This window comes from Sulfuriferula nivalis (genome assembly GCF_009937995.1).
GTDB lineage: Bacteria > Pseudomonadota > Gammaproteobacteria > Burkholderiales > Sulfuriferulaceae > Sulfuriferula > Sulfuriferula nivalis.
The window spans coordinates 482,437-508,324 of the sequence record NZ_AP021881.1; the positions used below are offsets into that span (position 1 = coordinate 482,437).

Here is a 25,888-nt window from a genome sequence, read left to right on the forward strand (position 1 = left end):
GCGGCTTCGTTCAACTTTAGGTCTTAGCGTTAGCCATGCCGGTGCTGCAGAAATCACTGGTGCAGGTAGTACATGGGTTTATCCTTTAATCAGCAAATGGAGTGCGCCTTACGCACAAGCTGAAAATGTTCAGGTAAATTACCAGGCTATTGGTTCTGGTGGTGGTATCAAACAAATCAAAGCGGGCACAGTTAATTTCGGCGCTAGTGATATGCCACTGAAACCAGAAGATCTGAAAGCATCGAATTTGATACAGTTCCCGACTGCGATTGCAGGTGAGGATATGATCATTAATCTGCCAGGTGTGAAACCAGGTGAATTAGTTCTCAGCGGTCCCGTGATTGCTAAAATTTACATGGGGGAAATCACCAAGTGGAATGACCCTGCTATCGTTGCGATGAACAAAGGTTTGAAATTACCTGACATGGTGATCACACCAGTACATCGTGCTGACGGTTCAGGTACAACTTTTACCTTTGCTAGTTACCTCTCTAAAGTGGATCCAAACTGGGAGTCTAAGGTAGGTGTTAATACTGCAGTTAATTGGGTGGGCGGTATTGGTGGTAAAGGTAATGATGGTGTTGCCGCCTTAGTTAATCAGGTTAAAGGTTCAATCGGATATGTTGAATATGCTTACATCCTTGAAAGCAAACTGAACTATGTACGTATGTATAACCAGGCTGGAAAATTGGTAAGCCCAAGTCTGAAAGGCTTCCAGGCAGCTGCTGCTAACGTTGACTTTACTAAAGCTGAAGATTTTTATGTCATCCTGACCAATCAGCCTGGTGCAGATAGCTGGCCTATATCAGGTTGCACATGGGAAATCCTGAAAAAAGATGCGCCTAAGGAAAGTAATGAAGCTGTAGTTAAATTCTTTACCTGGGGCTTCGAGCACGGTCAGGATTTGGCCAAATCAATTGCTTTCGGACCTCTACCTGAAAATACAGTGAGTACGATTAAAACATACTGGCATAGTCAGTTGGGTATTTGATTTAGCGTTGGTTTAATTAGTAATACTGAAACGCCACTTGATTTATCGGGTGGCGTTTTTTTTGGCTAACATGATGCATGATGGGGTCAATTCTAACATTCTTACATATTGCGCGCATTGGTAAGTCGGGATTGCCCGACGGCAAGTTACTTTCTCTTGCTTGCCCAAGAGAAAGTAACCAAAGAGAACGGCACCCCGCTGCACCAGTCCTGCGGACTGCCCACGTAACGTTAGTAAAATCGGGCGGCTGCGGAACTCGCGCTGCCCGCTCAGATAGTCCTCGCCGACTACCCCCGATTTTATTAACGTTACGTGGTGATGCAGGAGGGGGATGCTGCCGAGTTTAGAGTTTTGGATGTTAAATTAGTATTTTTTATTGTGATTATATAATCTCAATATCAGGCAGATGCTGAAACACTTCTTCTACGGTTTGATATTGGGTAAGTGTATTAATTATTAGCGGTAGAGGCTCGCTCCAGATTTCGGTGAAATCCCTCTCCGAGGTGTTTGTAATGTTGAAAGCTAAGGCTTCCATAGGTGGACTGAATTCAGCAGTGACACCTGACTTGTTACCTCGGGCGTCAATTCGATACCATCCGTACTGTTGGAGATAAACGGCGTTTAAGCCGTGAAGGCAGTAAGGTGGGCTGTTGCCATCGATAGATAATCGTTGGTAACACAGCCCTGCTGGAATACTATTGGCTCTAAGTAGCGCGGCTAATAGATGGCTTTTAGCGTAACAATAGCCTGTTCCATGTATTAAGACCTCAGATGCTTTGCATGTGACAGGGTTTTGACGGTAGTCCCAGCTGTGTTTGATGTGATCACGAACAAACTTGAAGCAACTTTCAGCTATCGCTTCATCTGAAGAATTAGCTGTTGCCAGTTCTTTGGCTTGTGTGAGTATGAGTGGATGTTGCCAGTCTATGTAGTCACTATGTTCAAGATATTGTTTCATGACTTGGGCCCGTGGGTGAGATACCCAATTACTCTACCACTTCAGCCTTAGGCTCCCGATTTAACAGCGCTTCAACTGCCGTCTTGGGCGCAACACCTTGATACAGTATTTGATATACGGCGTGAACGATGGGCATGTCTACGCCTAGTTGTTGTGCAAGTTGCTCGACTTCTTTGGTGGTGGTGACGCCCTCGGCGATGTGACCGAGGTCGCGGAGTATGGCTTCCAGGCTCATGCCTGCAGCCAGGCGCAAGCCGACCTGGCGATTACGGGAGAGGTCTGCGGTGGCGGTGAGGATTAGGTCGCCCATGCCAGTTAATCCCATGAAAGTTTCGGTGTGTCCACCTAATTTATGACCCAGACGCGTCATTTCTGCCAAGCTGCGTGAAATCAGTGCGGCGCGGGCGTTGTAGCCGAAGTGCAGGCCATCGGAGATGCCTGCGGCAATGGCGATGACATTTTTCAGCGCGCCGCCGACTTCTACACCAATCACATCGGTGCTGGTATATACACGTAAATGGTGGTTGTGTAACTGACTGGCGAGTGCGAGGGTTGCAGTTTGTTCGCTGGCTAAGGTGAGCGCAGTGGGTAGACCCGCAGCAACTTCTTTGGCGAAGCTGGGCCCTGAAAGCGCTCCGCGTGGGGTTGCGGCATTGAGTGTTTCATTGGCGATTTGATGCGGCAGTTTCATGGTGCCTGTTTCAAAGCCTTTGCATACCCAGATGACTGGGGTAGTGCCAACTTTATCTGCGATTTTGCTCAGCGTGCTGCGGAAGGCGCCGCTGGGAGTAGCGACTATAATTGCGTCGGCGTTGGCTATGCTGTCATTAAGGTCGCTGCTTAATTGGAGTTGAGGCGGCAGGTTCACATCGGGCAGATAGCGTGTGTTGCATTTATCTGCCTGCATTATTGCAATTTGTTCAGGGTTGCGTGCCCACAGGGTGACTTGGTGTCGTGGTGCAAAATTAACCGCAAGTGCGGTTCCCCATGCGCCAGCACCGAGTATGGCTAGTTTCATGTGCCCCATACCTGATTGAGTTTGATATAGCCTGTACTTTGATTAGGCAGGCGTACTTTTGCCCACTCACCACTATTTTCCAGCCAGACGAGTATTACGTTGGCGGCGACTTGCGCGGTGACAGGCGCGTTGTCGTTGGGAGTGTTGCGAATTGTGCTAGCACTGCGCACGACCAGCGTGCGTGTCGTGCTCAGTTGGTCCAGCGCTATCCATGCCATAGCTCCGCTGCTATCGCGCACTTTTGCCCAGCCGGTGATGATAACCACAACTTCTAACGGATAGCCTTTGCTTAATACAAATAAGCGTGTTGCTTCGGTCGAGGGTGCATCATACAAGACGGCCGCTGTATTTGCAGTAGAGCGGAAATCCAGTGCCTGTACCGGTAAGGCACAGAGCATGGCGATGGCGAATAGCAGACGGTACATGATTAATGCGTGGTTGCGCCGTTAGCGAGCTCTTGTTTTTGTTGCATGTACAAGGCTTCAAAGTTAACTGGATTCAAAATTACAGGTGGGAAACCGGCGCGGTTGACTAAGTCTGAAACGGTTTCACGCAAGTAAGGGAAAACAATATTCGGGCAGCCTATGCCAAGAACTGGATCCAGTTGCTCTGCAGGGATTTGTGCAATACGGAAAATGCCAGCCTGAGTAACTTCTACCAGGAACATGATTTTGTCGCCAACTTTAGCAGTAACAGTTGCGGTCAATGATGTTTCATAGACGTCTTCGGCGATTGGAGCGCTTTGGGTTGCTAATTGCACATCGATTTCTGGCGCTTCGCGTTCGAGGAATATATTGGGTGCGTTAGGGACTTCTAAAGAAGCGTCTTTGACGTATAGTTTTTCGATGGCAAATACTGCTTGTGGTTCCTGATCGCTCATGACGACTCCATAGTGTAAACAAAAATCTTATTTTAACCCGAATGCGTGACGAGGATAAGACGAAATTCAGGGGGATGATGACTAATTCAAGATTGTACGTCAGTGATAAATGTAGTAATGTGGCTACATTGTGTGATGCTAGGGGTTAGCTATGTCAGTTACAACATTATCTAGTCGTGAATTTAATCAGGATGCGAGTGGTGCCAAGAAGGCAGCAATGCAAGGCCCCGTGTTTATTACCGACCGAGGCAGGCCTGCGCATGTGTTATTGAGCATAGCAGATTATCAAAAAATGGTCGGAGGGGCTTCTAATATCGTCGATATGTTAGCGATGACTGCTGATGTCGAATTTGAGCCTGTACGCGCAGGTGGTCTATATCGTGCGGCGGATTTGAGCTGATGTTTTTGCTGGATACTAATGTCGTCTCAGAACTGCGACGCGCCAAAACAGGTAAGGCCGATCAGCATGTTGTTGCCTGGGCTGCTACTGTGCCACAAGCGGCATTGTATTTGTCTGCAATTAGCTTGTTAGAGCTGGAAATGGGAGTGTTGTCAGTGGCGCGGCGCGATGCGGCGCAGGGGGCGATGCTACGAGATTGGCTGGATGGTCATGTTTTGCCTGCGTTTGCAGGACGAATACTGGATGTGGATACAGCAGTGGCACTCTGTTGTGCGCGTTTGCCTGTGCCAGATCCATGCGCAGAACGCGATGCATTGATTGCAGCGACGGCTATCGTGCATGGAATGACGGTGGTGACGCGCAATGTTGCAGATTTTACGGCGACGGGAGCGGCGCTGTTTAACCCTTGGAATGTAGCAAAATGAATGCACAAAAAACATTCCAGCGTGTGCTGTGGAGTACATTGCTGCTTAAACTCGCACTGGCGTATTTCCTGCCTATGTCGGGTGATGAGGCTTATTTCATCGTATGGGCGCGGCATCTGGATTATGGCTATTACGATCATCCGCCTATGGTTGGGTGGATACTGTATGTCATGCGCTGGTTTGGCGATAGTGAAGTACTGATGCGTTTGCCTGCTGTTGTATTTTCAACCTTAATGGGTGCAGGTATTTATCGTCTGCTCAAATCATGGGATGCCGAGCGAGCGGCGTGGGTGGCAGTGGTTTTTCTGATCTCGCCTGTCAATATTCTCAATGTGCTCATTACTACCGATACGCCGTTAATATTCTTTGTATTTGTGTCTGTGTATATGATGGTGCGGGCGGTGCAGCAGGATAGGTTGAGTTACTACTTGTTGTCGGGCGTGGCGCTTGGGTTCGCATTTCTGTCCAAATATTTTGCCGTGCTATTAGGCTTAGCATATCTGGCCTTCGTCCTGTTTACGCCTGGATTGAAACGTCGCTGGCTGGGGTTGAGCGCGCTGGTATTGGCTTCCATGCCTGCGGTAGCAGTAAATGTGTATTGGAATTACACCCACTGCTGGGACAACATTTTGTTTAACTTATACAACCGCAACGAAGGGGCACAGTTCTCATTGGATAATGTGTGGCTGTACGTTGTGACCACGCTGTATCTGATGACACCACCACTTGTGTATTACGTCTGGAAACAGCGCGGTCAGATGATAGACAGTAGCATTACTAGGCGTATGTATGGGTTTGCATTCTGGTTGCCAATAACATTTTTTGCGCTGTTGTCGCTGAAAAAAACCATAGGATTACATTGGGTGCTGGCATTTTATCCATTCTTTTATCTGTGGCTGGCAGCAAAGTTAACTGCGGTGCAATGGCGCAAAACTGCTAAGTTCATGGCGTGGTTTACAGCCGTGCATGTGTTAATTGTGGCAGCGATTTTAGCTGCGCCCGCGAGTTGGTGGCAGCATAGCAAACTCTATAGTGGTTATGTTTTTATCATGCACAATGATGATGTTATCGCGCAATTGCGACCGTATGAGCGTGATTACTTGTTCGCGGTAGATGATTATTCTAATGCAGCAGTGATTGCCTATCATGCCAATAAAGAATTCTTCGTGTTCGGCGCAGGCTCACAGCATGCCCGGCAGGATGATATGAATACGGATTTCCGTACCATGGCCGGACGCAATATTCTGACGGTAGACAAATCGCAACCTGATTTATCTAAATACACCCCGTACTTTCAGCATGTCGAATTGCGTACCGTGAATGTTCGTGGGGCAGTGATTTATCTGGTGCTCGGGCGTGGCTTTGATTATCCTGCCTATCGTGCTGGTGTGTTGGCACAGGTGCGTGACCGCTATTATCGGATACCCGATTTCTTACCGCACACATCGTGTTATTTCTGCGATAAATATTTTGCGGACTATGCCTGTCCGCGCTGAGGCTATATGAATAAATTAAATCGGCCATTATCAGGCTGGGGGCGTTATCCCGTAGAAACTTGCGCCTCTGAGCGACCTGAGCGCTATCAGGATTTACGTGCATCATCACCGACACAAATTGCGCGTGGGCAAGGGCGCAGTTATGGCGATGCGGCTTTGGGCGAGACGGTGATTTTGACCGAGCGGGTAAACCGTATGCTGGCGTTTGATGTGGTAGCCGGCACCTTACGCGCCGAAGCAGGCGTGACTTTGGCAGAAATATTGGATGTTATTGTGCCGCAAGGCTGGTTTCTGCCAGTCACACCAGGGACGCGTTTTGTGTCGCTGGGTGGTTGCGTGGCAGCAGATGTGCATGGCAAAAATCATCATCATGACGGTGCATTTGGCCAGCATGTTATCGACATAGAATTAATATTGGCGAATAACAGCCGCGTCACTTGTTCAGCGACCGAAAATGCCGATTTGTTCTGGGCGACAGTGGGCGGCATGGGGCTGACGGGTATTATCGGTGAGGTTAGCTTGCGCCTGATACCGATTTCCAGCCCTTATATGCAAGTGCGCCATCATGCGGCAGCTAATTTAACGGCAACCTTTGCGTTGTTTGAGAATGCCGCACTAGATGATGCCTACAGCGTGGCGTGGATAGATTGTCTTGCTACAGGAGAATCATTGGGGCGTAGTGTGCTAATGACGGGGCATCACGCTGCGGTAGTAGATTTGCCCAATACTTTGCAATCTGCAGTGAAAATTAAACCAGCTAAATCCATGCCATTTGATTTGCCTGCGGCAGCGTTGAATCCGCTGACTGTTAAGTTATTCAATCAGTTTTATTACACCCGTGAGGGGCGTAAAACTCAGCCGTTTTTTGCCCATTACACCGATTATTTTTATCCGTTGGATGGTATTTCCCACTGGAATCGCTTATATGGAAAATCGGGTTTTGTGCAGTATCAGTGCGTGATACCTACGGCGGGTGCGTTTGGGGCTGTAACGGCGTTGCTGGAAAAGCTGGCAGTGAGTCGTCGGCCATCGTTTCTGGCGGTGTTGAAAAAACTGGGTGCGCAAGATCAGGGTATGCTGTCGTTTCCGCTGGCAGGTTATACTCTGGCACTGGATATTCCCATGCGTGATGCAGGTGTGCTGGCGTTGACGCGTGAGCTGGATGCTATCGTTCTGGCGCATGGCGGGCGAGTTTATCTGGCCAAGGATGCCGTGCTCAACGCACAAACTTTTCGTATCATGTATCCACGTCATGCCGAGTGGTTGCGGGTAAAGCAGCTGGTAGATCCGCATGGACGTTTTGCTTCCAGTTTGTCTAAACGGCTGAATTTGGGGGCGCAACATGGCTAATGCGGTAATGATAGTCGGTGCGACCTCAGCTATTGCGCGTGCTACTGCGGCAGCGTTTGCAGCAAAGGGGCATGATATTTATCTGGCAGGACGTAATGCGGACGAGCTGGGACGAATAGCAGCAGACTTGGCAATCCGTTATCGTATCAATGCGCGGTGGGGGATATTTATCGCCGAGGATATGGCGAGCCATGCAGGATTTTTTAATCAGGCCATGGCAGAGATGGGTGAAATGCGCGGCGTGGTGCTGGCAATGGGGATGCTGGGTGACCAGCAGGCGGCACGTGATTTCCCGTTGGGTGCTGAGGTGATTATGGTGAATTTTACTGCCGCCGCGTCTATATTAAGCCACTGTGCGAACTATCTGGAAGCGCGTAAGCAGGGTTTTATTATCGGTATCAGTTCCGTTGCGGGTGATCGTGGACGACAAAGTAATTATCCTTATGGCGCGGCGAAAGCCGGTTTGAGTGCGTATTTGCAGGGTTTGCGCAATCGCTTGTTCCATAGTGGCGTGCGTGTGATTACTGTCAAGCCGGGCTTTGTAGATACAGCGATGACTTATGGCATGGCGGGTCTGTTTCTGGTTGCCAGCCCGCAATACATGGGTGAGCGTATTGTTGCTGCACTCAATAAGTCGGCTGACGTGGTGTATCTGCCCTGGTTCTGGCGCTATATCATGCTGATCATTAAAAATATCCCTGAAGCAATTTTCAAGAAGTTGAAGTTATGACCAAGCCTGTGGTTGCTGCGTTTGATTTTGATGGCACGCTGACTCATGGTGATAGCTTTTTGCCATTTTTGCGCTATCTGGCAGGTGACAAACAGTATGCGTTATCAATGTTGCAGCTGTCGCCGGTATTGCTGGGTTATGCGCTTAAACTGGTGAAGAATCATCATGCAAAAGCGAGGGTGCTGGCGCAATTTTTTACTGGGCAGGATGTGCAACGCATACAGCAACGCGCGCGTGAGTTTGCGCAGCATCAGCTGCCACAACGAATCAATCCCAAGGCCTTGGCACGACTGCGCTGGCATCAGCAGCAGGGGCATCGCTGCGTGATTGTGAGTGCGTCACTGGAATGCTATTTGCGCCCGTGGGCGGCAAGTGTGGGTGTAGAGGAAGTTATCGGCTCGCGTTTAGGCATAGCGGGTGAGGCCTATACAGGTGAGTTGGCATTGCCCAACTGTTATGGCGTGGAAAAGTCGCGCCGACTGACAGCGTTGCTGGGTGAGCGCGAGGCGTATATCTTATATGCCTATGGTGATAGCAAAGGTGACAAGGAATTACTGGCGATGGCGGACTATGGCTACTACCGAAAAATGCCTGACTAATTTAGTGTGCTATACAAAACGATATGGCAGTGCTAACCTAACGAATAAGGTTAGATTGTGATCGCGAAGCGAGCCACAATCTGAACCGTTTGTTGGACAAGCCCGGCATGGCTGGGGCGGGTGTTGCTTGAGCGCTTATGGAAATATCTTTTTGACTATGCTGGCATAACTGGACGCGTTACGCATCCCACCCGCCATTTCACGACCTTCACGTTGCCATTGCAGCAACTTATTCTATTCAACTCACCGTTTTTAGTCGGCTTTTCGGGCATGTTAACCCAATTTCAGCCTTCTTCAGGGCGAGCACGGCCATACCTGCCTAGTCTGGCAGGTGGGCGGTGTGGGCTGGTTTAGCGCATGGTCTCCCACCCTGTGTCATCTGCTCTGTGTTCCCGTTTTATAGATGGGGCTGATGTGGCTAGCGGTATCGCTTTGATACGTGTGCGCACTATCTTCATCACCCCACCGCAACATTGGCAACGTATCGCTGGTCTGGGTTGCGCTGGCGGCGGATTGTTCCGTCGCCATAGGTGGGTCAGCTGTAGCTGGGTGAGTAGTTTGCTATTGGGATGCAGGTAGCCAAAGTTGCGGGCGCGGCGGTAGCCTTTGGGCAGAATGTGTTGCAGTATCAGTCGCAGGAAGGCTACACCACTCAAGGTACGGGTTTCCATTTGTTTGGTTTGGCTGTTCCGGTAACGGAAGGTGACCTGACCATGCCGGTCGGAGAGGATGTCTTTCTCCTGTATCACCCCCCGATACAGATAGCGCCCAAGGTAGATCAGAGCGTGCTGTCCAGTGCCGACGGCTTTGCAATCCACCACCCAATCGGTCGGGTAATCGTTTGGCAGGGTGAGTCCTGCTTGTCTGATGCCTGCCAGTAATTTGGCACGAAATACTTTGGCCAGGGCTTTGTGGTTAAACAGGTAGTTGCCGTGTTTATGACGCATGCGTCGCTGTTTGGGGTTAAAGGCGACAGCGGGCATGACGAGATGCACATGGGGGTGATAGTCCAGTCGGCGGTTATGGGTATGCAGTACAGTCACCGCCCCTGCGCTGCCGCGCAGCTTGTTGTCGTTTTGGCTGAAGGTGTTGACTGTTTCCCACGCGCAGCGTGTGATCAAGTCATACATGACGCGCTGATGTTGCCAGGCCAGTGTGCGCAACTGGGCGGGCACGGTGAAGGTGAGCATGAAGTAGTTGGCGGGGATGGATTTGTGTAATTGCTGGTCTATCCAGCGCTGTGATTCGTGCGCCTGGCAATGCGGGCAATGCCGATGACCGCAGGAATGTGGCAGGTAGCTGGGTGTTTGACAATCATCACAGGCAAGTTGCATCCTCGGGCTCATCTGGCTACGGCAGGTTTGAAAGGCGGTTAAGGCAGCTTGCTGGCTGGGCAATAGGTGATGACCGTGTTGTGCAAGCAGTTTAGCTGCGTAGGTTGCTACGATGTGCGCCAGTCTGATCATTTGACTTTGCCCCAATGAATGTGGAATTTCTCCATTAATTGATTAAGGCGAGTGTGTGCGCTCTGATGGCGTTGTTCGGTGAGGTGGGTGTAGCGGATGGTGGTGAGGATGGACTGGTGTCCGAGTATCTGCTGAATTTCGAGTAAATCGATGCCAGCTTCTATCAGGTGGGTGGCATAGCTGTGGCGCAGGCTGTGTGGTGTAATTCTTTTTTTAAGCCACAGTCACGGGTCACTTGACCCAAGGTGGTCTGGATACCACCACGATCCAGCGGGGTGCGTGCCAAGTGCGATTTGGCAAGACCGCCGTGTCGATTAGGAAAGAGCAAGCTTGGGTTGCGATGGGTGAGCCAGAAACGGCGCAATACCTGCAAGGTGTTCTCTGATAACGGCACCAATCGATCACGGTTGCCTTTGGCGTTGCGTACTTGCACCCGCATCCGATCCGCATCGATATCCCCTACCTGCAAGCGTAAGCCTTCGCCTAATCGTAAGCCCAGGCTGTAGAGGGTGAAGAAGAATACGCGGTAGCTCAATACGCGGGTGGCCATGAAGATTTGTTGTGCCTGGGCGACGGTAATGATGTCGGGCAGGCTATATGACTTGGGTGGTTTAACCAGATCCGCACCTGGCCAGGGTTGGCTGAGTACATGGGCATAATAGAACTTCAGTCCATACAGATCATGTTTGAGCGTACTCCATGAATGGGTATCCAGGATGCGAACAAAATAGTCGGTTAATTGTGGCTTGGTGAGCGCGTCTATCTGGTCATTAAAATACACCGCTGCGCGCCGTACGCCGTGTGAATACAAGGCGATGGTTTTAGGCTGCATGCCTCTGAGCTTGAGGCAATTCAGCAGTCGCTGGTGATTGTGCTCGAAGTGCGCGGGGATGGGTGTGGGGGCTGTCAATGTCGTCTCCTCGTGGTACAGTAATCAAAATTCCATTGCTGGGGGAGACGAAATTATGCTGCGTAATTTGATGGTTCGGGAATATTTCTCCGCGATAGCGGCTTCGTTCAACATACCGTAGTATAAAAACTAATCAATTTGCTACGAATCAATGTAATTGCAACTCTAAATAAAGTATCGGCACATGATGTCGGGCAGATAAAAAGTGCAGGAGTGATGCAGATGCAAAATACTAAATTGATGAAGATGCTGGTGCTTGGCTTGCTGTGTGTCGTGAGCGGCATTGTTCATGCTGAGGTGATACAGGTGCGTTTGCCTTCTAAGCTGATGGTAAGTGCTGACTATCGTCTTGGTAGCCCTGATAAGCCAGCGGTTATTTTAGTTCATGGATTTTTACAGACTCGGCTGGCTTTGCCTATGAGTGGATTGGCGCAGGCGCTGAATGATGCTGGTTATACTGTCGTCGTGCCTACGTTGTCAGAAGGTTATAATCTGCGCAATAAGACCGTGGCATGCGAAGCACCCCATCGCCATAATATGGTGACTGATAGTAATGAAGTTCAGTTCTGGGTGGAGTGGCTGGCGCAACGTACGCAGCAACCTATAGTGCTGATAGCGCACAGTTCCAGTGCAAATGTGGTGTTGAGCTATGTTTCCGAGCATCCGGATCGTCTTGTACGTCAGGCAATTTTGGTAAGTGTTGTGCCCATCAGAGCTAATCCAGATGAATTGGCTCGAGTCTTGCGTGCCCCAGAGTCTAGCGGTTTATCTTCCTACACTATGGCCTATTGTCAGCATAATTATTTATCCACTCGGGCAGATTATTTGAGTTATGCGGTTTGGGATGAAGATAAAATCATTCATACCTTGTCTCAGGCGAAAGTGCCGGTGAAAGTGTTGATCGGCAGTATGGATAAAGTATTCCCTGTCGGGTGGGGTACGCGTTTACAGCATGATTTCCCCGGGACGGATGTGGTGAGTGGGGCTGGGCATTTTTTTGATGGTACGGCCGAGTTTGATCTGGATGATAGAGTCCTGGCAATATTGAAGTCGCTACGAAAGAACTGACATGGTACGCGCCTGGTTTCAGTCACATTCGATTAAAACGCATGTCATTCTGTTTATTCTGCTGTTGTCTGTGTTATTAAGCGTTGTCAATTTATTGGCATATGAAAAAATGGCCGATGTGCGGGAGAAAATTCAGCAGCAACATGCCTTGGCAGCCAAAGCGGAGTTGGCGAAAGCGTTATTGTCTATACAGCCATTTATGACTGCCGCTATACAGAAATTTGTAGACAGCGATGAAACGCATCAACAGTTGTTTGATACCAGCTTTTATGAATATTGGCGGGATGGTCGCGCATTGAGTAGTGGCCTGCTACCAACTATGGTAGATGAAATCGCCTTGTATGACCGGCATGGCAAGGTGCTGGCATCAGCGGCATCAAATGATATTCCGGATGAATTGCCAGCCACACCTTCGTTGTGGATCAGGCTGCATGATGGTCGGACATACGGCTATTTAGTGCGTCCACTTTATGACGGTTACAGCAAAACTCAGCTTTCTGGCTATGCTTTGGTGCGTTTTGATTTCATGGCTGCATTGCGTGAGGTATTGCCATTCTATGACGTAAGTACACGTGATTTTGGTTTTGATTTAATACCAGATCATGTTGTCACGATGGGAGATATGGTAGCGCATATCCATTTCCGCCCTTCTGATAATCCCGATGTGGATATGCTGTTCAAAGTGATGCAGCAAACGCAATTTGGCGTGTTGTGGATATTGCTGTTTTTATCTTTGGGCGTGTACTTGATGGTGATGCGTTATATGGCGACACCGCTAGTGCATTTGGCGCGTCATATTCGTGTTTTGGGTGATCATCATAGTCGTGAGGATGCGCCGAAATTTGAAGATCCTTTGTATGTGCTTGAGTTGGATGAATTAAGGTGCTCGCTCAACACCTATCAGCAGCAACTCGATGGCATGCACAGGCGCATTGATGATAAGAATAAGGCGCTCTGGGATATGGCGCATAGAGATGGCCTAACCGGGGCTTATAATCGTCTGGCTTATGACGAGGAGTTTATAGCACTGCATGAGTTGGCAAAATCTCAGCTTATTTCTACCACGCTGTTGTTAATTGATTGCGATAAATTCAAACATATTAATGACACTTACGGGCATCATGTGGGCGATGAAGTGCTGATTACATTGGTGAAGCTGATACAGAAATGTTTGCGCAACGATGATAGGTTATACCGCATCGGTGGTGATGAGTTTGTGGTGTTGTTGACCGAGCATAATTCGATTTATGGCGTGACCGTTGCTCAACGTATCGTGCAGGCAGCGGCCGAATATGAAACCCATAAATTGGGTATGCATGAGCCTATGGTAGTGAGTATCGGTATCGCCCATGCAGCAACGATTAACTCAGATGTGCTGATGAGTTTGCATAAGCAGGCGGATAAAGCAATGTATCGCGCCAAACAGCAAGCATCGCAAAAATTAGTGGTGTATGAACCCAACATGGCATGAATTGTCTGGCTGGGTTAAGATGTTCGGGTTCGTCTACCGACCTTAATTATTCATGAAATTTCAACACTTGCCATTAGGCACTCGCTTTGTTTATCAAGGTGAGATTTTCACTAAAATATCCCCTCTGGTAGCGTCTGTTGACGGTGGTGGTCAGCGTATGATCCCGCGTTATGCGAGTCTGTCTCCTGTAGATGGGGTGGAGATAACTGCACCTGCTAAAACGAAATCTGGGCTTATTGAACTGGATCGTGTTTGGCTGGCGCTGGACACACTGGAACATACGCTGGCGCAGTCTGTGCTGGATGCCGAAGTGGTTAAACTGGCTGTGGCGCAATGCAGGGAAACGATACGCGCATGAAAATGTTGTCTGCATTGTGGCGTTTGATGCGCCCTCATCAATGGCTAAAAAATAGTTTTGTTTTTACTGGATTGCTGTTTGGGCATGCCTGGAACGATAGCGTTATCGTGTGGCATGTGGTGCTTGTTGCGGTAGCGTTTTCGTTAATGGCGAGTGCGATATATATTCTCAATGACATGGTGGATAGAGAGCAGGACAAGCTGCATCCTGTTAAATGCCTACGACCATTGGCAGCTGAGGAATTGACATTGCCGACCGCAGGATTGTTTGCGATGTTGCTGACAGGTATCGCTTTGAGTATTGCGTATGCGGTCAGTAGCGTGGCGTTGATAATCGTAGTGGCTTATGCGCTGATGAATCTGGCCTACTCGCTACGTCTCAAGCATGTGGTGATGCTGGATGTGTTTATTATTGCCATGGGATTTATGCTGCGCATACTGGTGGGTACGCTGGGTGTGGGTATCCCGCCGTCACAATGGTTGTTGCTGTGTGGTTTGATGGTCACACTTTTTTTGGGATTCGCCAAACGCCGTGCTGAAATGACCGCACTGCATAATGGCGGCACTGCGCATCGCAAGGTGCTGGCGCATTACAGCTCAGTTTTGCTCGATAAGATGATAGGCATTACCGCATCCGGCGTGATTATGAGTTACAGCCTCTATACCATGAGCCCGGACACAATACGCGCACACGGTACGGCATATCTGATCTATACCGTACCGTTTGTGATGTATGGTGTATTCCGCTACATTTATTTGCTGCATGAGCAACAGGGTGGCGCAGATCCATCGCGTGAGCTGGTGCGAGATGTGCATCTGGTAGTTGCGGTATTGGCCTGGGCATTGACGACCTTCTGGCTGATACGATGATGTTGCAGGGCTGGCGACGGCACGCCTTATTGCTGGTGATGCTGGTCAGTGTCGCGGCATATCTGGGCTTTGTGCTGTGGACAGGCTGGGATGCGGTAGTGCACGCGGTCAGCCAGATAGGCTGGGGGGTGACGTTACTGGCGTTGGCGCTGTCTATGGTGAATTACATACTGCGCTTCGTTCGCTGGCAATTGTATCTGGCGCAGCTGGGACACAAGCTGCCGCTGGCTGAGCATTTCAAAATCTACATGGCAGGTTTTAGCATGACCATCGTGCCGGGCAAGGTCGGTGAGACTATCCGCAGCCTGTTTCTCAAAGCGCATGGCGTGGATTATGCTAAAAGCGTTGCGGTGTTTTTCAGTGAACAAGGTTCCAATTTAATCAGTATGGTATTGCTCGCAGCGGCAGGCGCGTGGGTGTATCCCGTGGCGCAGCCTTTTGTGCTGGGTTTGAGTGCGGTGCTGGTGGTGATCCTGGTGTTGTTACAGCAAGCGCGGTTGTTATTGTTGATAGAGGGTTGGAGTACGCGTGTGTTGCCAGTTAAATTGGCGCGGATTATTCATGCCGGAGTCACCACCGTGCAGCATGCCGGACGCTGTTTGCGTTTCCCGATCTTGCCCATAGGCATACTCATCGGCATGGTAGCGTGGGGCGCTGAGGGGCTGGCGCTGTATTTCATGCTGCACAGTCTGGGCAGTGATATCAATTTGCAAACTGCGATGTTCATTTATGCTTTTTCTATGCTGGTTGGCGCGATCAGTTTTTTGCCTGGTGGTCTCGGCGGTGTCGAGGCGAGTATGGTGGCATTGCTGATGCTGCAACAGTTGGATCAGGCGCATGCAGTGGCGGTGACCCTGTTAGTACGCTTGACTACACTGTGGTTCGCTATCGCTTTAGGCGGCTTAGCGGTGACTCAAATTAAAAAAATCCATGATTAAAAACAATACCATCTATTTGCTAGTCATTATCGCGACCCTGTTTTGGGGAGCGAATTTCGCCTTGGCTGGGCCGATCTTGCAGGAGATGTCGCCGCTGTGGCTGGCTGCCTCACGCTTCGGGTTGAGCGCAATGCTGATGATGGTTTTTGCCAGTTGGCGCCGTGAACCGCTGCTTGCGCCTGCTATGCAACACATCAAAGCTTATTTGATCATCGCTGCAGTAGGGATAGGCGGATTTAATTTATTATTCTTTTACGCCTTGCAGACCACTTCAGCGGGCAATGCGTCGCTGATTATGGCAACCAATCCGCTTGTTACCATCGTGTTGGCTGCGTTAGTGCTGGGTGAGCGGCCCAGTAAACGATTGCTGTTATCCCTGCCGCTAGCCTTGGTGGGAGTGTTGGTGGTTATTTCCAGTGGGGATATGTCCAAATTAACGCATTTGCAAAATATACAAGGGGACGTGCTGATGCTGGGCGGCAATTTGGCATGGGCTGGCTATAACGTGTTGAGTCGTAAGCTAATGCCTAAGCAATCGGCGTTAACCAATACGACACTGGTAATGTCAGCTGGGGCGTTGATATTGCTGGCCGCTGCAGCGTTAAGCGGTGACCACCTGACGACGCTTGGTTTCTATCCAAGCGTAGATTTAGCCATTATGGTGGTCGGTGGTACGGTGCTGGCTTATCTGTTCTGGAACACGGGCATTGCGCGATTTGGTGCCGGGCGTACGGCTTTGTTCATGAATCTGATACCTGTTTTTGCGATGCTGACAGCGGCAGTGATGGGGCAGCTGCCCAATCTTGCGCAAATTATGGGTGGTGGATTAGTGATAAGTGGGGTTGCTTTAGCGATGATGCCGCTGAGAAGACGTCCGGAAGTTGATGAGGGTTGATATGATATCCCTGTATTTTCAAGAATGAACAGGCAGCGCAACCAAACGCACCCCTAATGCGCCGCAAACACGATTGATGGTATCAAAGCGTGGCTGTGCACCTGATCGTAATGCTTTGTACAATGCCTCGCGGGTCAGGCCAGATTGTGCGGCAATTTCACTCATTCCGCGCGCGCGTGCTGCGACCCCAAGTGCATGTGCAAGTTCTGCTGCATCGCCTTCTTCAAGCACAATAGTCAGATAAGCGGCAATGTCGGCTTCACTTTTAAGATGTTCAGTAAAATCAAATTCTGGCAAGTCGGCAATCCTAGTTTTTTTGTTCATGATTTACTCCTCGATAGTTGCTGCAAGTTTGATGGCTTTGGCAATATCTGTTGCCTGAGTGGACTTGTCGCCACCACCCAGCATCACGATAATAATATCGTTGCGTTGAATATAATACATGCGCCAACCTCCACCAAAAAATTCACGCATTTCAAAGACCCCGTCACCTACAGATTTAACGTCGCCTAAATTACCTTGTGCTACCCGATCCAGTCTGCGACCAAGGCGAATACGTGTTACACGGTCTTTTAAGTTGCCGAACCATGTACTAAATTCGGGATGCTGTTTGACGATATACATAACGATAGTGTAATCGAATGGTTACATTATTGCCAGATATTTTGGAATAGTCGTAGTCCAGTTTCCGGCTGTTAAGATGAGTGCTCACAGAAATAAAAAACCGCCTGTCCGAAGATCAGGCGGTTGGATGAATAACTAAAAATGGTGTGCTTAGCTCAACGCTAAAATCAAACCATTCAAACGTTGTACAAACCCTGCTGGATTTTCCAGTTGTCCGCCTTCGGCCAGCATGGCCTGATCAAACAGCAGGTTGCTCCAGTCGGCAAATTTGTCTTTGCCCATTTCGGCTTTGACCTTGAGCACAATAGGGTGCGTCGGGTTGAGTTCGAGGATGGGCTTGCTGGTAGGCACGGCTTGTCCTGCGGATTTGAGGATGCGTTCCATATTGCCACCAATTTCGTTAGTGTCACTGACCAGACATGCAGGTGAGTCAGTCAGGCGGTGGGTGATGCGGACTTCTTTCACGCGCTCGCCCAGCGTGGCTTTTACTTGATCGGTCAATTCGCGGAATGCATCGGCTTCTTCTGCCTGGCTCTGTTTTTCGGTTTCATCTTCCAAAGTACCCAAGTCCAGACCACCTTTGGCAACTGACTGCAAAGACTTACCTGCAAATTCCTGTAAGTTAGAAATTACCCATTCGTCGATGCGGTCGGTGAGTAGCAGCACTTCGATGTCTTTTTTGCGGAAAATTTCCAGATGTGGGCTGGATTTTGCAGCGGCCAGGTTGTCTGCAGTGATGAAGTAAATCTTGTCTTGACCTTCTTTCATGCGTGCAATGTAGTCATTAAATGACACAGCCTGGGTGTCGCTGGTGGTGCTGGCGAAGCGTAGCAATGCGGCGATGCGATCACGATTATTGGTGTCTTCGATCACGCCTTCTTTCATGACATTGCCGAATTCACCCCAGAACTTGGTGTATTTTTCAGCCTGATTGGCAGCCAGATCATCAAGTACGCCAAGAATTTTTTTCACGTTGGCTGCGCGGATATTGTCAATGTCCTTGCTGTGTTGCAGGATTTCACGCGATACGTTTAGTGGTAAATCAGCGGTGTCGATAATGCCGCGGATGAAGCGCATGTAGTTGGGCATGAGCTGTTCTGCGTCATCCATGATGAATACACGGCGCACATACAGCTTGATGCCGTGACGCGCTTCTCTGTCCCACATGTCAAATGGTGCGCGTTGCGGGATGTAGAGTAGCTGGGTGTATTCCTGTTTGCCTTCTACGCGTGCGTGTACGTGCGCGAGGGGTGGTTCGAAATCATGAGCGACGTGTTTGTAAAACTCGTCATACTGTTCCTGCGTAATCTCGGATTTTGGACGGGTCCACAATGCAGAAGCCTGATTGATAGTTTCTTCTGTGCCATCTTCCTTGGTCAGCACGATAGGCAAAGTGATGTGGTCGGAATACTTTTTGACCACGGTGCGTAACTGCCAGTCATTGAGGAAGCTGGTTTCGTCGTCGCGTAAGTGCAGGGTGATTTCTGTACCGCGCTGTTCGCATTCCACATTGGCGATGGTGTAGTCACCTTCACCTGCTGATTCCCAGCGTACACCGTGTTCTTTGCCCAATCCTGCGCGGCGCGTGGTGAGGGTCACTTTGTCGGCAACGATAAATGCTGAGTAAAAACCCACACCGAACTGACCGATGAGGTTGGCATCTTTAGCCTGATCGCCGGTCAGCGACTGCATGAATTCCTTGGTGCCGGATTTTGCGATGGTGCCGATGTTGCGGATGACTTCTTCACGGTTCATACCGATGCCGTTATCACGCAAGGTCAGGGTTTTAGCATCCTTGTCATAGCTGATGTGGATTTTTAGTTCGCTGTCGTTTTCGTAGAGGGCGCTATCGCTCAAGGATTCAAAGCGTAATTTATCCGCCGCATCCGATGCGTTGGAAATCAGTTCACGCAGAAAAATTTCCTTGTTGCTGTACAAGGAGTGAATCATTAGCTTGAGAATTTGTTGGGTTTCGGTTTGAAAGCCCAGTGTTTCTGTCTGTGATGCAGTTGTCATGCTTGTATAGCTCCATTTTAGTTAACAAGTGAGCAATAAATGGCGTCTAGGTGTCGATGTTTCAAGGGGGATACATACTGTTACAGTATCTATTCCGGGTAACTCTATAATCTTAATAACAATAAATAGTGAGGGGATGATCATGAAATGGTGGTTGTTGTGTATGGGTTTGCTCATGACAAATGCGCATGCCGAAATGACTGAGCAGCAACGTGCGGTTCATGTCCTGAATCGATTGGCGTTTGGCCCACGTCCAGGCGATATTGCCAGTGTCATGAGTATGGGTGTGTCACGCTATATCGATGCGCAACTTGACCCAGATAGCATCCTTTTGCCAACCGAGTACAGGCAACGCCTGGATGCGCTGACTGCGCAAACTGTGCCTACAGAAGACCTGATCCAGGCGCTACGCCCTGACAAGCAGGCCGATGCCGAAGCGCGTAAGCAGCAGCGCACTGAACTGATTAAACAGGTTGCCGAGCATGATGCGCAATTGCGACTGGTGCAGGCACTGTATAGTCCACGTCAGTTACAAGAGGTGATGGTGGATTTCTGGTTCAATCATTTCAACGTGTTTGCCAATAAAGGGCTGGATCGTGTGCTGGTTGAGGATTATGAGCGCAATGCCATACGTCCGTATGCGCTGGGTCATTTTCGGGATTTACTGGGAGCAACGGCCAAGCATCCGGCCATGCTGTTTTATCTGGACAACTGGCAATCAGTCGGTGCGGGCACGGAGCTATTCAGACCCCTGGCCAAGGCCGGAAAATCCAGCGGGCTGAACGAAAACTATGCACGTGAGGTGATGGAGCTGCACACGTTAGGGGTGGATGGTGGTTACACCCAGCAGGATGTAACTGAGCTGGCGCGGATGCTGACGGGCTGGACGTTCTACCCGCGCAATCTGGGGCAGCGTGACGATGGCTTTCAGTTCAATGCGCGGGTGCATGATAACGGTGATAAGCAATGGCTGGGCTATCATGTCGCCTCACAAGGTGAGCGTGAAGGCGAATTCGCACTCGATGTGCTAGCAGCCAGTCCGGTCACTGCCAGACATATCAGCTACGAACTCGCACAATACTTTGTTAGCGACACGCCACCACCTGCACTGGTCGATAAGCTCACGCGGCGCTTTCTCGACACCCATGGTGATATTACCCAGGTGTTGCGCAGCCTGTTTGACAGCCATGAATTCTGGGATGTGAGCAATGTCGGCAGTAAGTTCAAAACTCCGTACCAGTATGTGCTGTCTGCAGTACGGGCAACAGGCGATGACGTCAGTAATATACGGCCAATAATGGGCACGCTGTCGCAACTGGGCATGCCCTTGTATGGCTACCTAACCCCAAATGGCTACAAAAATACGGCAGATGCCTGGGAGAATCCGGAAGCGATTACTCAGCGCATTAATTTCGCCACCGCATTGGCAACCGGGCATCTACCGCTGAATCGGGAGCCGGATATGGGTAAACCAGCCCCCATGCCTGAGATAGATGCGGGGGATTTGTTATCAACCTTAGGTGTGTCCATATCTGCACAAACTCGTGCCACAGTGATGTCGACAGCAACCGACAGATTACGTGCTGCCATGGTATTGGGTAGCCCAGATTTCATGCAACATTGAGGAGATAAGCATGCAGCGCAGAGAATTTCTGGCAGGGTTGTTAGGCATGGGTATGGTGGCTGTCGGTTCTTCGGCGTGGGCGTTGCGTACGCCTGTGCCGACACAGCGTAAATTGATCGTTATCATGTTGCGTGGTGCGGTAGATGGTTTAAGTGTGGTCGTTCCTTATGCCGACAACAACTATTATCAGCTGCGCGACAGTATCGCCATTCCGCGTCCGAATATAGCCGAAGGCGTGTGGGATCTGGATGGCTATTTCGGGCTGCATCCTGCATTGAGCGCACTGCAACCTTTATGGCAGCAAAAAAAACTGGCGTTCGTACACGCGTCAGGCTCGCCCGATCCGACCCGTTCACATTTTGATGCACAGGACTATATGGAGTCAGGCACGCCGGGACGTAAATCGACTGCTGATGGCTGGATGAATCGGCTGCTGGGAGTCTTGCCGGGTGCGACTACACCAACCCGTGGGATGAGCCTGGGTACGGTAATGCCACGGATTTTTATGGGCAGTGCTCCCGTAGGCAATATGGCTGCCGGGGCTGGCGCTTTGCGTCAGACCGCGCTGGACAGACCGCAGGTGAATAGCGCATTTGCGCAGTTGTACCAAGGTAACAGCAAGCTGGCGCAGCTCTATCAGGAATCGCAGGACACACGGCAGGAAGTGATGGGTGCGATGGATAAGGAAATGACCGCAGCCAATGGTGGCGCAGCAATGCCGAACGGGTTCCCGCAGGATGCGGCGCGCCTCGCTAAACTGATGCGTAATGATAGTAATGTGCAACTGGTATTCATGGACTTGGGTGGCTGGGATACCCATATCAATCAAGGCGCTGCACAAGGGCAGCTGGCAAATCACCTGCAACCGCTGGGGCAGGGGTTGGCAAATTTGGCGCAGGGTTTGGGCGATCTGTTTGATGATACAACGATAGTGGTAATGTCCGAGTTTGGACGCACTGCCAAGCAAAATGGCAATAACGGGACTGACCACGGCCACGGCAATGTCATGTGGCTGCTGGGAGGGCGTGTTAATGGCGGACATGTAGCGGGCGATTGGCAAGGGCTGGACGATGCGCATTTGCATGAGCAACGTGATTTGCCCGTCACCACGGATTTTCGTGCGGTATTAAGTCAAGTTGCAGAACGTCATCTGCAATTGAGTGATGCGCAGTTGAATAAGGTTTTTCCCGATATGGGGCAGATAAATAGCCACTTACAGTTAATCGTATAAAGGTAGCAAGATGAGACTGCTAAACATATTGTGGCTGTTGCTGGTAGTGGCTAATGTCAGCGTACAGGCGGCAGAACCAGTGTCGGTGCAGGATAGAGTGGTGCACGACGATAAACGTAATCGGGATATTCCTGTGCGTATTTATTTGCGGGCTATGCGACAACCTGAACCAGTGGTGCTGTTCAGCCATGGCTTGGGCGGTTCACGTGAGGGTTCAACCTATCTGGCACAACACTGGGCCGAGCACGGTTACGTAGTGGTGATGCTGCAACATGCGGGAAGTGATGCTGCGGTGTGGCAGTCAGTGCCAGCCATGCAACGTATGCGGGCGTTACGGGAAGCTGCGAATGGGGAAAACTTGCTACTGCGCATAGGTGATGTCAAAGCTGTGCTGGATCAACTCACACGCTGGCAACAGACGCCGGGGGATATGCTGGCTGGTCGGCTGGATATGCAGCATATCGGCATGTCTGGACATTCATTCGGCGCGGTCACCACGCAAATGGTCAGTGGCGAAATGTTGGGCAAACAGGATATGAGCGATTCACGTATCAAGGCAGCAGTAATACTCAGTCCCAGTGCACCGCGGGCTGGGGATGGTGATACGGCATTCGCCAATGTACATCTGCCGTGGTTATTGATGACAGGAAGCAAGGATGTGTCACCCATCGGTAGCATAGATGTGGCTTCGCGCTTGAGTGTTTACCCAGCTTTAGCAGCGGGCGATAAGTATGAACTGGTACTGGCCGATGCACAGCATGCGAGTTTTGGTGACCGAGTTGCAAATACCGGTGACGCAGGTCGTGCCCATAGTTTTCATCAGGTGATACTGGCTTTTAGTACCGCTTTTTGGGATGCCTATTTGCGCGGGGACAAGACCGCCCGTTCTTGGCTAAGCAGCAAAGCTGCGAGCGCATTGCTGGAACGGGACGACCATCTGCAAAACAAGTGATGTGGTCACATCAGGCAGTAATTTACGGGCTGCAACGGTTTTAAATCGTGCTGTTCACCGAGTGCGTCGCGCATATTGATTTCTATGTTGCGACAGATTGCGCTTAATGCCAGATCATTCGGTGAATCCCCAAATGGTTCTTCGATCTCGTCACCTAAGGCATCCAGTCCAAAGAAAGTGTAAGCGACTATCCCGACCACAAATGGTGTCATGAAGCCAAGGCTGTCAACCAGACCAAAAGGCAGCAGAAAGCAATATAAATAGGCGGTTCTGTGCAACATCAAGGTGTACGAAAATGGTATCGGCGTGCTTTTGATACGTTCACAGGCAGCGGCTGCGCTCAAGAAACTGGTTAAAGTAGTATCAATATTTGCCGCCAGGCAGGGTTCTATGCGGTTCTCATCCAGGCTGGTACGCAGGTCTTGTGCCATTTGATTGAGCAAGTAATTGGGGAAGTTTGCCACCGTACCCACCTTTGCCCATTCATTTGCCGTGAGTAGCAGTCGTACCTCATCACGCGCATCGGTGTTGCGTAACAGGTGGCGCAGTGCATGTACATAAGCGATAGTGCGATAAATCATGCGTATGCGCATATCGTCCAGCCCACGTGTCAATTGTAGTGGTTCGCTGTGCTTGATCAGGTTCATGCATTGTCTGGCCAGATTCTGGCTGTCCACCACGATATCCCCCCAGCGTTTACGACCTTCCCAGTAGCGGTCATAAGCCGCGTTATTGCGAAAGCCAAGGAAAATAGCCAGCGGCAAACCTATCAGGGTAAACGGGATAGCAGTCAATGTGATCTTGAGGGCAAATAGATCACCGTGGTTGATCGTCACCAGGATAGCAATGATGATATTGACCAGCAGCACCTTCCAAATCTGCCGCAAAATTGAGCCGCGCAAGACAAAAAACAATTGCAAGCCTGAAGGGCGGCCTCGTACTATCATCGTTAAACCTCGTGTGCTGTGTGTATGTAATTACTGCTGCTAGTTTATAGCAAAACGGGGGTGATGCTTGAGGAAGTGGTGTCTTAAGACATTGTTGCTCATTGCACTAGATGTTGTGATTGAACTGCTGAGAGAGTAAATGACCGCCAAATTTAAGGCCTGATATTCGCTTTCCTGCAAAGCATTAAGCTTGGGACACCCCCCTTCTGCACCACCACGTAACGTCGATAAAGTCGGGAACCGTCGGCGAGGACTAATGTAATGGACGCTCCCTTCCTAAAATGGCATCTCGGTGCCAAAGTAGTGATTGCACAATCACCACGCAACCAGAAAGGAGTGTCCACTATGAAGATTACGACGATTGGAATTGATTTGGCAAAGACTGTATTTCAGATTCACGGTGTAGATGAACATGGCAAGGCGATCTTGCGTAAACGGCTTAATCGATCAGAGATGACAGTATTCTTTGCCAAGCTAGCACCCTGTCTGATCGGCATGGAAGCCTGCGGCAGCGCACATCACTGGGCCAGAAAACTAAGCCAGTTCGGTCATGTTGTAAAGTTGATGGCACCACAATTTGTGAAGCCATATGTCAAAACCAACAAGAACGATATGGCTGATGCTGAAGCCATTTGTGAAGCAGTAGCACGACCCAACATGCGCTATGTTGCTGTGAAAAATATCGAGCAACAGGGGGTGCTATCGATCCATCGTGCGCGTGCCGGATTTGTAAAAAGCCGAACCGCACTAGCCAATCAGATACGCGGATTGCTCGCTGAATTTGGCATTGTAATCCCGCAAGGCATTCGCTCTATCATGAAGAAAATGCCATCAATACTGGAAGATGAGGAAAACGGTTTGCCAGGTGTGATGCGCAATCTCATGCGCGGATTGACTGAGCATCTGAAGGGGCTGGACACACTGGTTGCAGAATTGGAAATACAGATTCAGCGGTGGCACCGTGAGAGCGATGCCAGTCGGAAGCTGGAATCTATTCCTGGCATTGGCCCGATCACAGCGAGCGCGATCGTGGCAACTATTGGCAATGCAAGAGAGTTTAACAATGGTCGCCAGTTGGCTGCATGGTTGGGTTTGGTACCCAGGCAACACTCAAGCGGGGGCAAGCCAACACTGTTGGGGATTAGCAAACGGGGTGATGCGTATCTGCGAACTTTGCTGATTCATGGTGCGCGGTCGGTGATCCGGGTTGCAGAAACGCGGATGGATGGTGATAACTGGCTGCGTAAGTTGTTGGCAAGGCGAAACAGGAATGTAGCGTCGGTGGCGTTGGCCAACAAGAATGCACGGATCATCTGGGCACTGCTGGTGCGTGAACAGTCATTCCAACCTGGTTATGTTACGACAGGCAATTGGGCTGTGACATCTTCAGACTAAGAGGGTATCAGGGCACTATAGTTGAAATAGCAGGTTCAAAGTGTAAGTTCCACAGATTGCTCAGGCAATCATGATGTGATGGTTAGACAGGTCAGACCGTGAGTGGCGTAACCTGCCTCAGACAAGGCACTTCGAGTGCGCAGGACTATAAGGTTCTACTCAGCGGATTCCATCAGGGACAGAAGCAAAAGCTTCACCTAAAGTCCGGATGTATGGCTGCAATCTTTACCTTTCTATCATCATCGATTGAAAGCTTGGCATAACTGGGAGCGTCCAT

Annotated in this window: 25 protein-coding genes and 2 pseudogenes; 17 read left to right on the top strand and 10 right to left on the bottom strand. The window is 50.1% G+C overall.

The annotated features are described in order from the left end of the window. Positions 1-34 precede the first annotated feature (34 nt). Positions 35-991, top strand: a pseudogene (gene pstS, locus SFSGTM_RS02545) (phosphate ABC transporter substrate-binding protein PstS); the annotation flags it as partial. Between the two features lie 382 nt (positions 992-1,373). Here pstS and SFSGTM_RS02550 read toward each other — a convergent pair. The 4 genes from SFSGTM_RS02550 to secB are packed head-to-tail and all read right to left on the bottom strand — an operon-like array spanning position 1,374 to position 3,847. Further along, positions 1,374-1,949 (bottom strand): transglutaminase-like domain-containing protein, encoded by a 576-nt coding sequence (locus tag SFSGTM_RS02550; protein ID WP_162083790.1) that lies wholly within the window; start codon positions 1,947-1,949, stop codon positions 1,374-1,376. Between the two features lie 28 nt (positions 1,950-1,977). Beyond that, complete coding sequence (locus SFSGTM_RS02555; protein ID WP_162083791.1) at positions 1,978-2,967, bottom strand: NAD(P)H-dependent glycerol-3-phosphate dehydrogenase; 990 nt, start codon at positions 2,965-2,967, stop codon at positions 1,978-1,980. Then, entirely contained in the window at positions 2,964-3,392 is a 429-nt protein-coding gene (locus SFSGTM_RS02560; RefSeq protein WP_162083792.1) for an SH3 domain-containing protein, read from the bottom strand. The genes SFSGTM_RS02555 and SFSGTM_RS02560 overlap by 4 nt, the downstream gene beginning before the upstream one ends. Before the next feature lie 2 nt (positions 3,393-3,394). Beyond that, positions 3,395-3,847 (bottom strand): protein-export chaperone SecB, encoded by a 453-nt coding sequence (gene secB / locus SFSGTM_RS02565; protein ID WP_162083793.1) that lies wholly within the window; start codon positions 3,845-3,847, stop codon positions 3,395-3,397. Between the two features lie 151 nt (positions 3,848-3,998). Here secB and SFSGTM_RS02570 point away from each other — a divergent pair, with 151 nt between their 5' ends. From SFSGTM_RS02570 to SFSGTM_RS02595, 6 genes are read left to right on the top strand one after another with little or no spacing between them, the layout of a single operon-like run. After that, positions 3,999-4,247, top strand: coding sequence for a type II toxin-antitoxin system Phd/YefM family antitoxin (locus SFSGTM_RS02570; protein ID WP_162083794.1), 249 nt, complete (start codon positions 3,999-4,001; stop codon positions 4,245-4,247). Further along, positions 4,247-4,672 (top strand): type II toxin-antitoxin system VapC family toxin, encoded by a 426-nt coding sequence (locus SFSGTM_RS02575; protein WP_174237387.1) that lies wholly within the window; start codon positions 4,247-4,249, stop codon positions 4,670-4,672. Before SFSGTM_RS02570 ends, SFSGTM_RS02575 begins: the two co-directional genes overlap by 1 nt. After that, positions 4,669-6,168 (top strand): ArnT family glycosyltransferase, encoded by a 1,500-nt coding sequence (locus SFSGTM_RS02580; RefSeq protein ID WP_162083795.1) that lies wholly within the window; start codon positions 4,669-4,671, stop codon positions 6,166-6,168. Before SFSGTM_RS02575 ends, SFSGTM_RS02580 begins: the two co-directional genes overlap by 4 nt. A gap of 6 nt (positions 6,169-6,174) precedes the next feature. Continuing rightward, positions 6,175-7,518, top strand: a complete 1,344-nt coding sequence (locus SFSGTM_RS02585; RefSeq protein WP_162083796.1) for an FAD-binding oxidoreductase — start codon at positions 6,175-6,177, stop codon at positions 7,516-7,518. Continuing rightward, positions 7,511-8,248: an SDR family oxidoreductase gene (locus SFSGTM_RS02590; RefSeq protein WP_162083797.1), complete on the top strand. Its 738-nt coding sequence runs from the start codon at positions 7,511-7,513 to the stop codon at positions 8,246-8,248. The genes SFSGTM_RS02585 and SFSGTM_RS02590 overlap by 8 nt, the downstream gene beginning before the upstream one ends. Further along, positions 8,245-8,847: an HAD family hydrolase gene (locus SFSGTM_RS02595; RefSeq protein WP_162083798.1), complete on the top strand. Its 603-nt coding sequence runs from the start codon at positions 8,245-8,247 to the stop codon at positions 8,845-8,847. Before SFSGTM_RS02590 ends, SFSGTM_RS02595 begins: the two co-directional genes overlap by 4 nt. A 350-nt stretch (positions 8,848-9,197) precedes the next feature. Here the strand turns inward: SFSGTM_RS02595 and SFSGTM_RS02600 are convergent, their stop codons facing one another. Both SFSGTM_RS02600 and SFSGTM_RS02610 read right to left on the bottom strand, forming a co-directional pair. Further along, complete coding sequence (locus SFSGTM_RS02600; protein WP_162083488.1) at positions 9,198-10,313, bottom strand: IS91 family transposase; 1,116 nt, start codon at positions 10,311-10,313, stop codon at positions 9,198-9,200. Continuing rightward, positions 10,310-11,223, bottom strand: a pseudogene (locus SFSGTM_RS02610) (tyrosine-type recombinase/integrase). Before SFSGTM_RS02610 ends, SFSGTM_RS02600 begins: the two are co-directional and overlap by 4 nt. A 222-nt stretch (positions 11,224-11,445) precedes the next feature. Here SFSGTM_RS02610 and SFSGTM_RS02615 point away from each other — a divergent pair. From SFSGTM_RS02615 to SFSGTM_RS02640, 6 genes are read left to right on the top strand one after another with little or no spacing between them, the layout of a single operon-like run. Next, entirely contained in the window at positions 11,446-12,291 is an 846-nt protein-coding gene (locus tag SFSGTM_RS02615; protein ID WP_162083799.1) for an alpha/beta fold hydrolase, read from the top strand. 1 nt (position 12,292) lies between these two features. Then, positions 12,293-13,762 (top strand): sensor domain-containing diguanylate cyclase, encoded by a 1,470-nt coding sequence (locus tag SFSGTM_RS02620; protein ID WP_162083800.1) that lies wholly within the window; start codon positions 12,293-12,295, stop codon positions 13,760-13,762. Between the two features lie 52 nt (positions 13,763-13,814). Beyond that, entirely contained in the window at positions 13,815-14,120 is a 306-nt protein-coding gene (locus SFSGTM_RS02625; RefSeq protein ID WP_162083801.1) for a hypothetical protein, read from the top strand. Continuing rightward, a complete protein-coding gene (locus SFSGTM_RS02630; protein WP_232526026.1) occupies positions 14,117-14,989 on the top strand; it encodes a decaprenyl-phosphate phosphoribosyltransferase in 873 nt (290 codons plus the stop codon). Before SFSGTM_RS02625 ends, SFSGTM_RS02630 begins: the two co-directional genes overlap by 4 nt. After that, positions 14,986-15,927 carry a lysylphosphatidylglycerol synthase transmembrane domain-containing protein gene (locus SFSGTM_RS02635; protein WP_162083802.1) on the top strand — a complete coding sequence of 314 codons (942 nt, stop codon included), beginning with the start codon at positions 14,986-14,988 and terminating at the stop codon, positions 15,925-15,927. Before SFSGTM_RS02630 ends, SFSGTM_RS02635 begins: the two co-directional genes overlap by 4 nt. Beyond that, positions 15,920-16,822: a DMT family transporter gene (locus tag SFSGTM_RS02640; protein WP_174237388.1), complete on the top strand. Its 903-nt coding sequence runs from the start codon at positions 15,920-15,922 to the stop codon at positions 16,820-16,822. The genes SFSGTM_RS02635 and SFSGTM_RS02640 overlap by 8 nt, the downstream gene beginning before the upstream one ends. A gap of 18 nt (positions 16,823-16,840) precedes the next feature. Here the strand turns inward: SFSGTM_RS02640 and SFSGTM_RS02645 are convergent, their stop codons facing one another. The 3 genes from SFSGTM_RS02645 to htpG all read right to left on the bottom strand — a co-directional run bounded on the left by SFSGTM_RS02645 (position 16,841) and on the right by htpG (position 19,462). After that, positions 16,841-17,146, bottom strand: a complete 306-nt coding sequence (locus SFSGTM_RS02645; RefSeq protein ID WP_162083803.1) for an addiction module antidote protein — start codon at positions 17,144-17,146, stop codon at positions 16,841-16,843. A 3-nt stretch (positions 17,147-17,149) separates the two neighbouring features. Next, positions 17,150-17,446, bottom strand: coding sequence for a type II toxin-antitoxin system RelE/ParE family toxin (locus tag SFSGTM_RS02650; RefSeq protein ID WP_162083804.1), 297 nt, complete (start codon positions 17,444-17,446; stop codon positions 17,150-17,152). A gap of 150 nt (positions 17,447-17,596) precedes the next feature. Next, on the bottom strand, positions 17,597-19,462 hold the full coding sequence (gene htpG, locus SFSGTM_RS02655; protein ID WP_162083805.1) for a molecular chaperone HtpG: 1,866 nt from the start codon (positions 19,460-19,462) through the stop codon (positions 17,597-17,599). Positions 19,463-19,604: 142 nt separating this feature from the next. Between htpG and SFSGTM_RS02660 the strand changes: the two genes are divergently transcribed. From SFSGTM_RS02660 to SFSGTM_RS02670, 3 genes are read left to right on the top strand one after another with little or no spacing between them, the layout of a single operon-like run. After that, positions 19,605-21,086, top strand: coding sequence for a DUF1800 domain-containing protein (locus SFSGTM_RS02660; RefSeq protein WP_198420606.1), 1,482 nt, complete (start codon positions 19,605-19,607; stop codon positions 21,084-21,086). 10 nt (positions 21,087-21,096) lie between these two features. Further along, positions 21,097-22,317, top strand: coding sequence for a DUF1501 domain-containing protein (locus SFSGTM_RS02665; protein WP_162083807.1), 1,221 nt, complete (start codon positions 21,097-21,099; stop codon positions 22,315-22,317). Positions 22,318-22,327: 10 nt separating this feature from the next. Further along, complete coding sequence (locus SFSGTM_RS02670) at positions 22,328-23,269, top strand: alpha/beta hydrolase family protein (RefSeq protein ID WP_162083808.1); 942 nt, start codon at positions 22,328-22,330, stop codon at positions 23,267-23,269. A 5-nt stretch (positions 23,270-23,274) separates the two neighbouring features. Here the strand turns inward: SFSGTM_RS02670 and SFSGTM_RS02675 are convergent, their stop codons facing one another. Beyond that, the gene (locus tag SFSGTM_RS02675; protein WP_162083809.1) at positions 23,275-24,216 is read right to left on the bottom strand and encodes a bestrophin family protein; all 942 of its coding nucleotides are present in this window, start codon (positions 24,214-24,216) and stop codon (positions 23,275-23,277) included. 345 nt (positions 24,217-24,561) lie between these two features. Here SFSGTM_RS02675 and SFSGTM_RS02680 point away from each other — a divergent pair, with 345 nt between their 5' ends. Continuing rightward, the gene (locus SFSGTM_RS02680; protein WP_162086179.1) at positions 24,562-25,611 is read left to right on the top strand and encodes an IS110 family RNA-guided transposase; all 1,050 of its coding nucleotides are present in this window, start codon (positions 24,562-24,564) and stop codon (positions 25,609-25,611) included. Positions 25,612-25,888 lie beyond the last annotated feature (277 nt).

Coding starts and splice junctions, on each gene's coding strand:
- SFSGTM_RS02645 (WP_162083803.1), bottom strand. CDS start 17,146: ATGAACAAAAAAACTAGGATTGCCGACTTGCCAGAATTTGATTTTACT.
- SFSGTM_RS02675 (WP_162083809.1), bottom strand. CDS start 24,216: ATGATAGTACGAGGCCGCCCTTCAGGCTTGCAATTGTTTTTTGTCTTG.
- SFSGTM_RS02595 (WP_162083798.1), top strand. CDS start 8,245: ATGACCAAGCCTGTGGTTGCTGCGTTTGATTTTGATGGCACGCTGACT.
- SFSGTM_RS02670 (WP_162083808.1), top strand. CDS start 22,328: ATGAGACTGCTAAACATATTGTGGCTGTTGCTGGTAGTGGCTAATGTC.
- SFSGTM_RS02625 (WP_162083801.1), top strand. CDS start 13,815: ATGAAATTTCAACACTTGCCATTAGGCACTCGCTTTGTTTATCAAGGT.
- SFSGTM_RS02635 (WP_162083802.1), top strand. CDS start 14,986: ATGATGTTGCAGGGCTGGCGACGGCACGCCTTATTGCTGGTGATGCTG.
- SFSGTM_RS02575 (WP_174237387.1), top strand. CDS start 4,247: ATGTTTTTGCTGGATACTAATGTCGTCTCAGAACTGCGACGCGCCAAA.
- SFSGTM_RS02650 (WP_162083804.1), bottom strand. CDS start 17,446: ATGTATATCGTCAAACAGCATCCCGAATTTAGTACATGGTTCGGCAAC.
- SFSGTM_RS02570 (WP_162083794.1), top strand. CDS start 3,999: ATGTCAGTTACAACATTATCTAGTCGTGAATTTAATCAGGATGCGAGT.
- secB (WP_162083793.1), bottom strand. CDS start 3,847: ATGAGCGATCAGGAACCACAAGCAGTATTTGCCATCGAAAAACTATAC.
- SFSGTM_RS02580 (WP_162083795.1), top strand. CDS start 4,669: ATGAATGCACAAAAAACATTCCAGCGTGTGCTGTGGAGTACATTGCTG.
- SFSGTM_RS02630 (WP_232526026.1), top strand. CDS start 14,117: ATGAAAATGTTGTCTGCATTGTGGCGTTTGATGCGCCCTCATCAATGG.
- SFSGTM_RS02550 (WP_162083790.1), bottom strand. CDS start 1,949: ATGAAACAATATCTTGAACATAGTGACTACATAGACTGGCAACATCCA.
- SFSGTM_RS02620 (WP_162083800.1), top strand. CDS start 12,293: ATGGTACGCGCCTGGTTTCAGTCACATTCGATTAAAACGCATGTCATT.
- SFSGTM_RS02555 (WP_162083791.1), bottom strand. CDS start 2,967: ATGAAACTAGCCATACTCGGTGCTGGCGCATGGGGAACCGCACTTGCG.
- SFSGTM_RS02680 (WP_162086179.1), top strand. CDS start 24,562: ATGAAGATTACGACGATTGGAATTGATTTGGCAAAGACTGTATTTCAG.
- SFSGTM_RS02560 (WP_162083792.1), bottom strand. CDS start 3,392: ATGTACCGTCTGCTATTCGCCATCGCCATGCTCTGTGCCTTACCGGTA.
- SFSGTM_RS02640 (WP_174237388.1), top strand. CDS start 15,920: ATGATTAAAAACAATACCATCTATTTGCTAGTCATTATCGCGACCCTG.
- SFSGTM_RS02585 (WP_162083796.1), top strand. CDS start 6,175: ATGAATAAATTAAATCGGCCATTATCAGGCTGGGGGCGTTATCCCGTA.
- SFSGTM_RS02665 (WP_162083807.1), top strand. CDS start 21,097: ATGCAGCGCAGAGAATTTCTGGCAGGGTTGTTAGGCATGGGTATGGTG.
- SFSGTM_RS02600 (WP_162083488.1), bottom strand. CDS start 10,313: ATGATCAGACTGGCGCACATCGTAGCAACCTACGCAGCTAAACTGCTT.
- SFSGTM_RS02590 (WP_162083797.1), top strand. CDS start 7,511: ATGGCTAATGCGGTAATGATAGTCGGTGCGACCTCAGCTATTGCGCGT.
- SFSGTM_RS02660 (WP_198420606.1), top strand. CDS start 19,605: ATGAAATGGTGGTTGTTGTGTATGGGTTTGCTCATGACAAATGCGCAT.
- htpG (WP_162083805.1), bottom strand. CDS start 19,462: ATGACAACTGCATCACAGACAGAAACACTGGGCTTTCAAACCGAAACC.
- SFSGTM_RS02615 (WP_162083799.1), top strand. CDS start 11,446: ATGCAAAATACTAAATTGATGAAGATGCTGGTGCTTGGCTTGCTGTGT.